This is a genomic window from Arthrobacter sp. SAFR-044, assembly GCF_059414985.1.
Genome location: NZ_JBPFDN010000002.1, coordinates 309,329 through 321,649 on the forward strand (window position 1 = coordinate 309,329; position 12,321 = coordinate 321,649).

The 12,321-nt window shown below is 65.1% G+C and carries 13 protein-coding genes and 1 tRNA gene; 3 read left to right on the plus strand and 11 right to left on the minus strand.

Translation table 11 applies throughout. From position 1 onward, the window contains the following. Positions 1-264: 264 nt before the first annotated feature. Together ACR65J_RS04160 and ACR65J_RS04165 are read left to right on the plus strand one after the other, a co-directional pair. Entirely contained in the window at positions 265-1,464 is a 1,200-nt protein-coding gene (locus tag ACR65J_RS04160; protein ID WP_440166314.1) for an acetyl-CoA C-acetyltransferase, read from the plus strand. Continuing rightward, positions 1,464-1,961, plus strand: a complete 498-nt coding sequence (locus tag ACR65J_RS04165; RefSeq protein ID WP_440166316.1) for an aminoacyl-tRNA deacylase — start codon at positions 1,464-1,466, stop codon at positions 1,959-1,961. Before ACR65J_RS04160 ends, ACR65J_RS04165 begins: the two co-directional genes overlap by 1 nt. 81 nt (positions 1,962-2,042) lie before the next feature. On the opposite strand, the gene rplL is transcribed toward ACR65J_RS04165, so the two are convergent. The 9 genes from rplL to ACR65J_RS04210 form a co-directional block, all read right to left on the minus strand. Beyond that, a complete protein-coding gene (gene rplL, locus ACR65J_RS04170; RefSeq protein WP_139029946.1) occupies positions 2,043-2,417 on the minus strand; it encodes a 50S ribosomal protein L7/L12 in 375 nt (124 codons plus the stop codon). 77 nt (positions 2,418-2,494) lie between these two features. Beyond that, on the minus strand, positions 2,495-3,076 hold the full coding sequence (gene rplJ / locus ACR65J_RS04175) for a 50S ribosomal protein L10 (protein ID WP_255172854.1): 582 nt from the start codon (positions 3,074-3,076) through the stop codon (positions 2,495-2,497). Positions 3,077-3,372: 296 nt separating this feature from the next. After that, on the minus strand, positions 3,373-4,491 hold the full coding sequence (locus ACR65J_RS04180) for a GNAT family N-acetyltransferase (protein ID WP_440166319.1): 1,119 nt from the start codon (positions 4,489-4,491) through the stop codon (positions 3,373-3,375). 7 nt (positions 4,492-4,498) lie between these two features. After that, positions 4,499-5,596: a GNAT family N-acetyltransferase gene (locus ACR65J_RS04185; RefSeq protein WP_440166321.1), complete on the minus strand. Its 1,098-nt coding sequence runs from the start codon at positions 5,594-5,596 to the stop codon at positions 4,499-4,501. Positions 5,597-5,733: 137 nt separating this feature from the next. Continuing rightward, positions 5,734-6,441, minus strand: a complete 708-nt coding sequence (gene rplA, locus ACR65J_RS04190; RefSeq protein ID WP_440166323.1) for a 50S ribosomal protein L1 — start codon at positions 6,439-6,441, stop codon at positions 5,734-5,736. Between the two features lie 177 nt (positions 6,442-6,618). Beyond that, positions 6,619-7,050, minus strand: a complete 432-nt coding sequence (gene rplK / locus ACR65J_RS04195; protein ID WP_018760472.1) for a 50S ribosomal protein L11 — start codon at positions 7,048-7,050, stop codon at positions 6,619-6,621. Positions 7,051-7,178: 128 nt separating this feature from the next. After that, the gene (gene nusG, locus ACR65J_RS04200; protein WP_440166326.1) at positions 7,179-7,994 is read right to left on the minus strand and encodes a transcription termination/antitermination protein NusG; all 816 of its coding nucleotides are present in this window, start codon (positions 7,992-7,994) and stop codon (positions 7,179-7,181) included. A gap of 114 nt (positions 7,995-8,108) precedes the next feature. Then, positions 8,109-8,393, minus strand: a complete 285-nt coding sequence (gene secE / locus ACR65J_RS04205; protein WP_142133076.1) for a preprotein translocase subunit SecE — start codon at positions 8,391-8,393, stop codon at positions 8,109-8,111. 82 nt (positions 8,394-8,475) lie between these two features. After that, positions 8,476-8,548: transfer RNA gene (locus ACR65J_RS04210), tRNA-Trp, on the minus strand. Between the two features lie 276 nt (positions 8,549-8,824). Here ACR65J_RS04210 and ACR65J_RS04215 point away from each other — a divergent pair. Next, positions 8,825-10,042 (plus strand): pyridoxal phosphate-dependent aminotransferase, encoded by a 1,218-nt coding sequence (locus ACR65J_RS04215; RefSeq protein ID WP_440166327.1) that lies wholly within the window; start codon positions 8,825-8,827, stop codon positions 10,040-10,042. Between the two features lie 153 nt (positions 10,043-10,195). Here the strand turns inward: ACR65J_RS04215 and ACR65J_RS04220 are convergent, their stop codons facing one another. Continuing rightward, entirely contained in the window at positions 10,196-10,900 is a 705-nt protein-coding gene (locus ACR65J_RS04220) for a LuxR C-terminal-related transcriptional regulator (protein WP_440166329.1), read from the minus strand. Further along, positions 10,897-12,234, minus strand: a complete 1,338-nt coding sequence (locus ACR65J_RS04225) for an ATP-binding protein (RefSeq protein WP_440166331.1) — start codon at positions 12,232-12,234, stop codon at positions 10,897-10,899. Before ACR65J_RS04225 ends, ACR65J_RS04220 begins: the two co-directional genes overlap by 4 nt. Between the last annotated feature and the right edge of the window lie 87 nt (positions 12,235-12,321).

Sequence of the window (12,321 nt, forward strand, 5' to 3'; positions counted from 1 at the left end):
TCCCGCTCCGTCCGTCCCGGCCCCGGACCTGGTGTCCCCTTGCAAAGCGCGTCCCCTGCACAGCCTCGCCTTCCACCCTACGCAAGCGGCCGCCGTCGTACACAACGCGCCGGTGGGGACCCCTCCCCTGCCCCGCCGCAGAATCCGGCCGCAGGAATGCCGCGGCAGGAATGCACATAGCGCTTCCAGCGTTTGAATAGTTGGGTGACCAGGCTCACGATAGCCTTGGTGGCTTAGACCGAAACCGGACTGAAAGTGGTAACCATGGACAACTCTCCCCACAACAATGACGTTGTCATCCTCGGGGCCGCACGGACCCCGCAGGGCCGGATCAACGGCCAGCTCTCCAGTCTCACGGCTGTGGACCTGGGTGCGCACGCCATCAAAGCTGCCCTGGGATCCAGTGGCGTCGATGCAGCGGATGTGGAGGCCGTCATCATGGGCCAGGTCCTGCAGGCAGGCGCCGGCCAGAACCCCGCGCGGCAAAGCGCCATCGGCGCCGGCATCGGGTGGAACGTGCCTGCCGTGACCGTCAACAAGGTATGCCTTTCAGGCCTGACCGCCGTGATTGACGCAGCCCGGATGATCCGCGCAGGCGAGGCTGCCGTGGTGGTGGCGGGCGGCCAGGAGTCGATGAGCCGGGCGCCGCACCTGCTTCCGGGATCACGCCAAGGGTGGACATACGGGTCCATCCAGGCGCTGGACGCTGCAGCCCACGACGGGCTGACCGACGCCTTCGACGGGGAGTCGATGGGCCTGTCCACCGAGACGCGGAACCTCTCGCTGGGCATCGACCGCACTTCGCAGGACAACATTGCCGCCCAATCGCACCAACGCGCGGCGCTTGCGGCTAAGAACGGAACGTTCGACAGCGAGATCGCACCCATCAGCGTCAAGCAGCGCAAGGGCGAGCCCTTGGTGGTGGACACCGATGAAGGGGTCCGCCCCAATACCTCGATCGAGTCCCTGGCCGGCCTGCGGGCTGCCTTCGTCACTGACGGCACCATCACCGCCGGCAACTCCTCTCCCCTGTCCGACGGCGCCGCCGCCCTGGTCCTCACTTCCCGCGGCTACGCGGAGGAACACGGGCTGGAGTACCTCGCGGTGGTCGGGAAGCCGGGGCAGGTGGCCGGGCCTGACAATTCCCTGCATTCCCAGCCCTCCAACGCCATCATGAATGCCCTTGGCAAAGCGGGGTGGAGCACCGCCGACCTTGACTTCATCGAGATCAACGAAGCATTCGGCTCGGTGGCCGTGCAGTCCCTCAAGGACCTGGACTACCCGCTGGAGAAGTGCAACCTCCACGGCGGCGCCATCGCCCTGGGTCATCCGATCGGTGCTTCAGGTGCCCGGCTGGCCGCCCACGCTGCGCATGAGCTGAAGCGGCGCGGGACCGGCAAGGCTGCCGTATCCCTCTGTGGCGGAGGCGGGCAGGGCGAAGCCCTCCTGCTGTACCGCGACTGATGGCGGGTCCATCCGGAAACGGAGCGGACGGCGTCGGACGGGAACGGTTCCTGGCCGACGCCGCAGCCCGTGGCCTGCACGTTGACGTGGTGGAACGGCCCGCAGCGAAGAGCCTCGAAGAGGCTGCGGACATCCTGGGTATCTCACCGGCGGACATCGTCAAGTCCCTGGTGGTCAAGCACAAGGACGGGACGTTCCTCTTCGCGCTCATCCCGGGCGACCGGCAGATTTCGTGGCCAAAGCTCCGCGCCCTGGTGGGAGTGAACAAGCTGTCTTTGCCGCCCGCGGGGACTGCACTGGAGGCCACGGGCTACGAGCGGGGCACCATCACGCCGCTGGGCAGCACCACCGCCTGGCCCGTCTATGCCGATGCCAAGATTACCGGGCGGCGCATCTCCATGGGCGCCGGGGCGCACGGCTACAGCGCGTTCGTGGACGCCGACGCGCTCACCGCGGCCCTTGGCGCCGTGGTGGCGGACATCAGCGACCCCGGCTAAGCAGGACTTCGCGATATTAAAGCAGGAAACCCCGCCCAACTGACTCGCAGTGGGACGGGGTTTCCGAAGGAAAAGGCGTTGTTACTTGAGGGTAACGGTGGCGCCTGCAGCCTCGAGCTGCTCCTTGGCCTTCTCGGCAGCTTCCTTGGTGGCGCCTTCGAGAACAGCCTTCGGTGCGCTGTCAACCAGGTCCTTGGCTTCCTTGAGGCCGAGGGAGGTGATGGCGCGAACTTCCTTGATGACTGCGATCTTCTTGTCACCGGCAGCTTCGAGGACGACGTCGAAGTCGGTCTTCTCTTCAACCTCTTCAGCAGCAGCGCCGGCGGGGCCAGCAACTGCAACAGCAGCGGCGGTAACTTCGAAGGTCTCTTCGAAGAGCTTGACGAACTCGGAGAGCTCGATGATGGTCAGTTCCTTGAAAGCTTCAATGAGCTCTTCGTTGCTGAGCTTCGCCATGGTAGGCGTCCTTCCTGTTGTGGTGTCCGGGCGGCGCGGGGCCGGACGGGCACCGGAGTCTGGTGTGGGTAAGAGAATTAGTTCTCTTCGGCAGCGGGAGCTTCGGCCGGAGCCTCTGCTTCAGCGGCGGGAGCTTCTTCAGCGGCGGGCGCTTCGGCAGCTGCCGGTGCACCGTTCTCTTCTTCAAGCTTGAGGCGCAGTGCGTCGATGATGCGTGCAGCTGCGGCGGCGGGTGCCTTGAGGACGCCTGCAACCTTGGCGAGCTGCAGCTCGCGGGACTCGAGGGCAGCCAGTGCGGCTACCTCGCTGGCGTCCAGCGCCTTGCCCTCGAAGTAACCGGTCTTGATGACCAGCTGCTTGTTGGCCTTGGCAAAATCCGTCAGGCTCTTGGCAGCGGCAACTGCGTCACCCTTGATGAACGCGATTGCAGTGGGGCCGGCAAGCTGGCCGTCGAATGCTTCGACGCCGGCTTCCTTGGCTGCAATGGCGGTCAGGGTGTTCTTGACGACCGCGAACTTGGTGTCCTGGCCGAGAGAAACACGCAGCTGCTTGAGCTGTGCAACGGTGAGCCCGCGGTATTCGGTCAGGACAGCGGCGTTCGATTCCTTGAAATCGTTAGTGATCTCAGCTACTGCTGAAACCTTGGTAGGCGTTGCCATAACCCTCCTTCCGGGGATAGTGCCGGTATTCGACGGTCCCCGCTCAAGAGAGCTAAAACTAAAAACGCCCCGCGCAGATGCACGGGGCTTGGCTCAACACGGTTATACCGCGGAACTTTGCTTCGTTCACCTGCGCCGGCCGCCCTGCGTTGAGGGTCCTTCGTCCGGAAAGCCACTGTGGTCCCCTGCGCACAACTACAGAATTGAGCCATGTACAGGAGAGTGGATTTCCAACAACCGACGGTCTTTGGTACTCCCAGCTTACGCGAGGCACTGCCGGTCCGCCAAATTGGCGCTTAGCTGGTGCTGGTATGCAGCGTGGGGAGCTCTTTCTGCCAGATCCCCGTCACGCCGGCCGTCTGGAATCCCAGCTGCTTGTTGACCGTCAGGAGGTACCGGTTCTCCGGCGCATTCCAGGTGTAGATGATGCGTGCGTCCGGGAACTGCTCGCTGAGCCGTTCCATGTTGGCCACCTTGATCAGGAGCCCGAGCTTGTTGCCCCGGTGTTCCTGCAGGACCAGGGTATCGTCCTGGAACACCACGTCAGCCCGGTGCGCCAGGACCGTGATCGTGGTCAGGCCCACCAGTGATCCGGTGGCGATGTGCTCAACGGCGGTGACCACTGTTCTCCTGCCCTGCGCGATGGCGACGTCCTCCGCCTCACGCAGGATGCCGCCGTCGAACACCATGTCCTGTTCAATCGGCGCGTCCAGGGACGGGTCAACGTCGGCGCCGGCCTGGTTTTCGAGCGCGGCCACGGCCTCCAACCAGCGGTCCGGGCAGCGGTCCGTCCAGTGGTGCAGCCGGTACCTGCCGTTGTTGGCTTCCTCGGCTTCAGCCTGGAGGTCGGCCACCAGCTTGGTGTCCAGGGGCAGGAGGCAGGAGCTGAACTGCTCGATGTGCTGCAGCGTGTATCCGGTCTTCTGCGCGAACTCCACTTCGCGGCTCTCCAAGGGCACAAACCCCTGCCCGGAGCCGGGTACCAGTTGCGCCCGTTCAAACTCGTGCAGTGACGCGCCCGGATGGTTGGTGTCCACCAGGATCATGGTGCGGCCTTCACCCCTGGCCAGCTGTTCGGCCGCCTCAAGCAGGCGGCGCCCCACCCCCTGCCGCTGGAACTCGGGCAGGATGTCCAGGGTGAGCTCGGCGAGGTCCAGGTGATCGGTCAGGGGCAGCGCAATATCAACCGTGCCCACAATCGCGCCGTCCACCTTCGCAACGAGGATCAGCTGGCGCTCATACGGGTCCGCGAACTCAAGCAACTTTTCCTGGGCGCCGTAGGCAAGATCGTCGCTGCCCCAGGTCTGCATGCGCACCTTGCGGCCCACCTCCACGGCGGCGAGGAAGTCCGCTGCGTCCGGGGTGTCCAGTGAGTCGGGAATATACAGCTGCTCGATCTTCACGTCTATTGCCATGCGGGCATCATCCCAGCCGTTTCTGCCACTCACCTTCATAGCCGGCGGGCCTGAATCCAAGGGCGGTATTTATCGCCAGCATATGCTGGTTTTCGCTGGCATTCCACGTCAGGACCGAGCGCGCCGCGGGCCATCTGTCCGGGACCCTGCGGAGGTTTTGAAGCTTGATCAGCATGCCCAGCCGGTGCCCCCTGTGCCCGGCGGACACCAGGGTGTCCTGCTGCAGCACGGTTGCCGGGACCCCGGGGCGCCAGTTGAGGACCGTGTAGGCCACCAGCTCGCCGGTGGACCGGTCCATGGCGGCCGCCACCAAAGCCTGGACCCCGCTGCGGGCGAGCGTTTCCTCGTTGCGGCGGACCCTGGCTGCGTCCCAGAGCTCGCCTTCCCAATCCATCCCCGCCGTGGGTACGTCCGTGCTCATGCGGGCGTTGAGGACGGCGAAGCTGTCCACCAGTTCGTCAGGGCAGGCGTCGTCCCATCCCATCAAGGTGTAACCGCCCGCGTGGGCAGCTGCCTCGGCTTCCAGCTTCTCCAGCCGCTCCGGCGGCACCGGTAGGGAAAGCCTGCTGGACGTCTCCACCTGTTCCAGCTCATATCCGAGGGCCACGGCAAAGGCAGTGGCGGCGTCATCTGCGGGCAGGCTTCCTGCCCCGGATTTGGCCGCTTGCCGCGGCCCGTCGCCGTCCAGCAGTGTCGCCGGGAGTTCGAAGTAACCGTCCAGGGAGGTACGGCCGTTGTCCCGCGCCACCTCCTCGGCGTACTGGAGCAGCTGGCGTCCCAGGCCTCGCCGTCGGTAGGACGGAACCACCAGGACACCGATCCCGGCCGTGCTGGTGTTCTCGCGCAGCGGCAACGTTACCGAACACATGCCCACGGTTTCCGGGCCAAGCCGGCCAACAAAGAGGTGCCGCGCCTCGTACTCGGTGCCGCGCCAATGCTCCACTTCCTCGGCAAAGGTGTAGCCGCGGTCCAGGTCACCCCAGGTGTCGAGCTCATGCGCCCTCCGCATCGCCTCGCAGTCCCGGAAGTCCTGGTAGCCGTCCGCGGCGTCCGCGGCAGGCGGAACAACGACGGCGGAAATCACCAGGGCGTTCGGCTGCGTCATCCCCTCAGCCTAGCCAGCGGTGGACAGTTGGCGGGGTCTGCGCAAGGAAACGATGTGTTAACGATGAAGGGACCGCCCGGCTGGCAGCCGGACGGTCCCTTCAGATGTGCCTTAGAAGCACGGGATGCTGATGAGGACTATGCCTCGGTGAGCACCTTGGTGACGTTGGGGTCCACGGAGATGCCGGGGCCGAACGTGGTGGCAACGGTTGCCTTCTGGATGTAGCGGCCCTTCGCAGCGGACGGCTTGAGGCGAAGCACCTCTTCCAGTGCTGCTGCGTAGTTCTCGGCCAGCTTGACGGCGTCGAAGGATACCTTGCCGATGATGAAGTGCAGGTTGGAGTGCTTGTCGACGCGGAAGTCGATCTTTCCACCCTTGATGTCGTTGACGGCCTTGGTGACGTCGGGGGTCACGGTGCCCGTCTTCGGGTTCGGCATCAGGTTACGCGGACCCAGGACCTTACCGAGGCGGCCAACCTTGCCCATGAGGTCAGGGGTGGCAACGGCGGCGTCGAAGTCGGTCCAGCCGGCGGCGATCTTTTCGATCAGGTCGTCAGAACCAACGAAGTCGGCGCCGGCTGCGATTGCGGCCTCAGCCTTGTCGCCCGTTGCGAAGACCAGGACGCGGGCGGTCTTGCCGGTGCCGTGGGGCAGGTTGACCGTGCCGCGGACCATCTGGTCAGCCTTGCGGGGGTCCACGCCGAGGCGGAAGGCGACCTCAACGGTGGCGTCGAACTTGGACGGGTTGGTGTCCTTGGCCAGCGTTACTGCCTCGAACGGTGCGTAGTGCTTCTCCGCGTCGATCTTGGCGGCTGCTGCCTCATATGCTTTGCTGCGCTTTGCCATGCTGCTTATTTCTCCTTGTGCAGTTGTGGTCTGCGGACCGCGCTGGGCCCTGCCACAGTCGGTGATCCGGTTCGTTATCCGGCCCGGATGACCAACATTTCAATTTTTTTGGTGCCGGTGTCCCGGCGGTGCCGCCCGTCGTCGTCAATTACCCAACGCTGGACAGCGGTAAGGGTGTTAGCCCTCGACGGTGATGCCCATGGAGCGGGCGGTGCCGGCGATGATCTTCGCTGCGCCTTCGAGGCTGGTGGCGTTGAGGTCTTCCATCTTGGTGGAGGCGATCTCGTTGACCTGGGCCTGGGTCAGCTTGGCAACCTTGACGGTGTGCGGGGTGGATGAACCCTTGGCAACGCCTGCAGCCTTCTTGATGAGCTCTGCAGCCGGCGGGGTCTTGGTGATGAACGTGAAGGAACGGTCCTCGTAGACCGTGATCTCCACGGGGATGACGTTTCCGCGCTGGGCTTCCGTCGCAGCGTTGTACGCCTTGCAGAATTCCATGATGTTGACACCGTGCTGGCCAAGCGCAGGACCGATCGGCGGGGCCGGGTTGGCGGCACCTGCCTGGATCTGCAGCTTGATGAGGCCGGTGACCTTCTTCTTGGGAGCCAATGTAGGGTCCTTCTCTCAATAACGTCCTGGGGCACAGGAGCGTGCCTCAGGTTTGTGGCCGCCATGGCGAGGCGGCCGGCCGTTCCGGAGCTGCTAAGCGGGCGGCGCCGGAACGAATTCTAGGATTCTCAGATCTTGGTGACCTGGTTGAACGCCAGGGTGACCGGCGTTTCGCGCTCGAAGATGGAGACCAGCACCACGAGGGTCTGGGATTCGACCTTGATCTCGGAGATGGTGGCGGGAAGGGTCTCGAACGGGCCTTCCTTGACGATGACGGACTCGCCAACCTCGAAGTCGACGTCGACGGGGGCCTGGTGCTGCTTGTTGACCGGCTTGCCCTTCTCGGCCTGCTCTTCCTCGAAGACAGGGGCGAGCATGGAGAAGACCTCGTCAAGGCGCAGCGGGACCGGGTTGTGGGCGTTGCCCACGAAGCCGGTGACGCCGGGGGTGTGCCGGACGGCACCCCAGGAAGCGTCCGTCAGGTCCATGCGGACCAGGACGTAGCCGGGGATGCGGACGCGGTTGATCACCTTGCGCTGGGCGTTCTTGATCTCCACGACTTCTTCCATGGGCACCTGGATCTCGAAGATGTAATCTTCCATGTCCAGGGTCTGGATGCGGGTTTCAAGGTTGGCCTTCACGCGGTTCTCGTAACCGGCGTAGGAGTGGATGACGTACCAGTCACCCTCCTGGCGGCGCAGCTTGGCCTTGAACTCCTCTGCGGGGTCCGCTGCTGCGGTGGCTGCCGCGGCGGCAAGGGCGTCTGCGGGCTCGTCTTCACCGTCGGCGTCTGAAGCGTCGGCGTCAGCTTCTGCAACGTCGGAGGCGGCGTCGTCGGATTCGGGCGTGGAGGACTCAACCTCGGACTCTTCACCGGCTTCTGCCGTGACGTCCGGGGATTCTTCCAGCCCAGTCTCGGTTACCTCGAGCTCCTGCTCAGACACTTGGTCTCCTGCTTCCTCATTGCCTAACATGCCTATTTAAATGGCTCAATTCCGCACGCCGGCGCTTCCTTCCGGTTACCCCGGTGAATCACGCGGCCTGCGGACCGTGCAGCCTTAGCTGTCCTTGGAGCCGGTACCGCCAAAGATCCAGCTGACAGCGGTTCCGAAACCAATGTCCAGCAGGCTGACGATGACCATCATGATGGCCACGAACACCAGCACCACGAGCGTGTAGTTGATCAGTTCCTTGCGGGTGGGGGCGACAACCTTCTTCAGTTCGCCGATGATCTGGCGGACAAAAAGTGCAATGCGGGCGAAGAAGTTTGCCTTGGCTTCCTTCTTAGCTGGGCGGCCCTTGGAGCTGCTGGCAGCTGTTTCGGTCACCTGGTCCTCGCTCATCTTTGCAATGGTGGATTACCCGGCCCTGATCAGAACCATGGTTGCTGCGCCTGCTCCGGGCTTTCGCCCGGAGCAGCTTGCGCAGGGCAGACAGGACTCGAACCTGCAACCTGCGGTTTTGGAGACCGCTGCGCTACCAATTGCGCCACTACCCTATGGAGTGAATTCCACTCTTTGATGGCCGACACCAGCTTGAACTGGGGCGCACGCCATCATCTGTGTTTCAACACCGGTGAACCAGTCTACGCAAGAACTTCGCGTAGGTAAAACCAGCCCGCCCCGGTCCAACCGAAGTCCGGTTCGAAACGTGCTGCGCCAGGCAGTCATAAATCAAAACCGGCACCCCGGAGGGTCCGGTGAACAGCATAGAGTAGAACTCGTCGAATCCCACATTCCAGCCTCCCGGCTGCAAGCGAAGAACGGACCTGCCAATGCCTTCCGCCCGCGTTTCCCAACGCATTTCCGCAATTGCCGAATCCGCAACCCTGGCCGTTGACGCCAAGGCCAAGGCGCTGAAGGCAGCTGGCCGGCCGGTTATTGGCTTCGGTGCGGGCGAACCGGACTTCCCCACCCCGGACTACATTGTCCAGGCTGCCATCGAGGCGGCGGGCCAGCCCAAGTACCACCGCTACTCCCCCGCCGGCGGTCTTCCCGAGCTGAAGAAGGCAATCGCAGAGAAGACCCTGCGCGACTCCGGCTACACCGTGGATCCCTCGCAGGTGCTGGTCACCAACGGTGGCAAGCAGGCCGTCTACAACACCTTCGCCACCTTGGTGGATCCGGGGGACGAAGTCCTCGTCCCCGCCCCGTTCTGGACCACTTACCCGGAGGCCATCCGCCTGGCCGGCGGCGTGCCCGTTGACGTTTTCGCCGGGCCTGAGCAGGACTACCTGGTGACCATTGAGCAGCTAGAAGCAGCCGTGACGGACCGGACCAAGATCCTGCTGTTCGTCTCGCCGTCGAACCCCACCGGCGCTGTCTACTCCCCCGAGCAGGTGGCGGAGATCGGCAAGTGGGCCGCGGCCAAGGGCTTGTGGGTGGTCACCGACGAGATCTATGAGCACCTGACCTACGACGGCGTCCCCTTCACCTCCATCGCCACCGCTGCCCCGGAACTGGGCGACAAGGTGGTCATCCTCAACGGCGTTGCCAAGACCTACGCCATGACCGGCTGGCGGGTGGGCTGGATGATCGGCCCGGCAGACGTCATCAAGGCGGCCACCAACCTGCAGTCGCACGCCACATCGAACGTGTCCAACATCATGCAGATTGCCGCCCTCGCCGCCGTGTCCGGCCCGCTGACCGCGGTCGATGAGATGAAGGTGGCGTTCGACCGCCGCCGCAAGGCCATCGTCGCGGGGCTGAATGCGATTGACGGCGTGGAATGCCCGACGCCGAAGGGCGCCTTTTACGTATACGCGGACGTCCGTGCGCTGCTGGGTAAGGAATTCCCCACCGCGTCCGGCACCGCCACGCCGCAGACCTCCGCGGAGCTGGCCTCGCTGATCCTCGACGAGGTTGAGGTGGCTGTGGTTCCGGGCGAGGCGTTCGGCCCCTCCGGCTTCCTGCGCCTCTCCTACGCCCTGGGCGACGACGACCTCGCCACCGGGGTGCAGCGCCTGCAGGACTTCCTGGGCAAGGCCCAGTAACGCCTCATCACCTTTCGCAGGAAAAACCAGAACGCCCCATCACCAAGTGATGGGGCGTTCTGGTTTAAGGCCCGAAAGGTGATGGGGCGTTCTGGTTTAAGGCCCGAAAGGTGATGGGGCGTTGGAGATATAGGGGCAGGAGGTGATGGGCGGCTAGAGGAGGCGGCGCTCCGCGGCCCACTTGGTGAGTTCGTGGCGGCTGGAGAGCTGGAGCTTCCGCAGCACTGCCGACACATGGGTCTCCACGGTCTTGATGCTGATGAAGAGTTCCTTGGCCACTTCCTTGTAGCTGTAGCCCCGCGCGATGAGCCGCATGACTTCAAGTTCGCGGGCCGAGAGCTTGTCCAGTTCGTCATCGGCAATATCGGCGGGGGCAGTGCCGAAGGCGTCCAGGACAAAACCGGCGAGGCGGGGAGAGAAGACCGCATCGCCGCCGGCCACCCGGAACACGGCGTCGGTAATTTCGGCGCCGGAGATGGTCTTGGTGACATAGCCGCGGGCTCCGGCGCGGATCACGGCGACGACGTCCTCCGCTGCATCGGAGACGCTCAGTGCCAGGAACCGGGTGCTGGACAAAAGCGCGGCGGAGCCTGCGATGACTTCGCGGCCGCCGCCCCCCAGCCCGCCCGGCAGGTGGACGTCCAGGAGGACGACGTCGGGCCGCTGCTGGGCAATCACGGCGATGGCCTGCTCAACGGTGGCAGCCTCCCCCACCACCTGGATGCTGGCGTCAAGGTCGGCCTTCAGTCCGGACCGGAAGATGGCGTGGTCGTCCACGATGACCACCCGCACGGAGTTTGGCCGGCTGGCGCCTCCGGCACCTGTTCCCTGTCCACCTGTTCCCTGCGTTGTGGTCATGATTTTCCTTCCGCGTGTTCTGCGGCGGCCGGCAGCCGGAGGCGGACCTCGGTGCCGTCGCCGGTGCTGAGGATGGCGGCGGAGCCGCCGTGCCGTTTCATCCTGCCGATGATTGATTCCCGGATGCCGAGCCGGTCCGCCGGTACATCTCCCAGTTCAAAGCCCGGTCCCCTGTCCTTGATGAAGATCTCGGCCTGCCCGTCGGACGCTTCAAGGTAGACCGAGACCGTCCCGCCACCGTGCCGAGAGGCGTTGAGCATGGCCTCCCGGCTTGCCTGGACCAGGGCCTCGTGTGCCTCGGTCATGGCGGCGTCACCGACAGTGACCACCTCCACGGCGTTGCCAAGCAGGTCCTCCACTTCGCCGGCAACAGCCTTGACCCGGTCTGAAAGCTGCCCGCTTTCGCGGCCTGGATCCTGGAACAGCCAGCCGCGCAACTCGCGTTCCTGGGCACGGGCCAGGCGGACGACGTCGTGCTCGTTGCCCGCCCGCCGTTGGATCAAGGCAAGGGTCTGCAGCACCGAATCGTGGAGGTGGGCGGCGATCTCGGCACGTTCCGTTTCCCGGATCCGGCCGGCGCGCTCCGCTTCCAGGTCGCGCCAGAACTTCAGTGCCCAGGGCAGCAGGACCAGCACCACCCCGCCCAGCACGGCCACAGAAGCGAGCAACGCGAGCCAGGTTTGCTCCCACGAGCCCGAGCCGGAGACCATCACCAGGACCCCGGCCACCACCAAAGCCAGGCCGGCTGCAAGGCGGCCCCATCCGCCGGCCTGGTTTGCCTTGGTCTTGTCCATCAGCCCGGCGCGGCGGGTTTCGTCCAGCTGCATCCACGCGATCGAGGCGCCGCCCAGCACAGCGGCAGCCGGGATCAGCGTTCCGAGGGACACATCCACGCCCAGCAGCTGGGCAATCATGATGCCGGCCACCAGCAGGAGCCCGCAGCCCAACAGGATTTCCTTGCCATACCGCATTCCGCGCGCGCGGAACCAGGGTTGTCCGGGAGGCGCAGCCTCACCGTCCGGGACGGGACCGGCGGCACCTGCCGGGGTTCCGCCGTCGGCCGCCTTTCCTTGGGCGGGCTGGCTCACCGCCGGGGCAATGGGCGACGCCGGGCGGCGGGCGTTGCGGCGGGCAGCCTCGTCCGCCGTGGGCACCATGATCCAGAGCCAGGCATAGAAGACCAGGCCCGCCCCTCCTGCGAAGGACGCCAGGACCATGCCCACGCGGACGTTCTTCACCGGCCAGCCCAGGTGCGCGGCAAGGCCTGAGCATACCCCTGCAATGACACGGTCGCTGCTCCGTGCCAGGGGCGGCCGCGCCGGAAGGGTTGTCATGGGTCAATCCAAACACGGATCAGGGTTGCCCGGACCGCATACGCCCGCTTCCCGGGGACAGCTCAGGGACGGTTCAGGGTTTCCCCC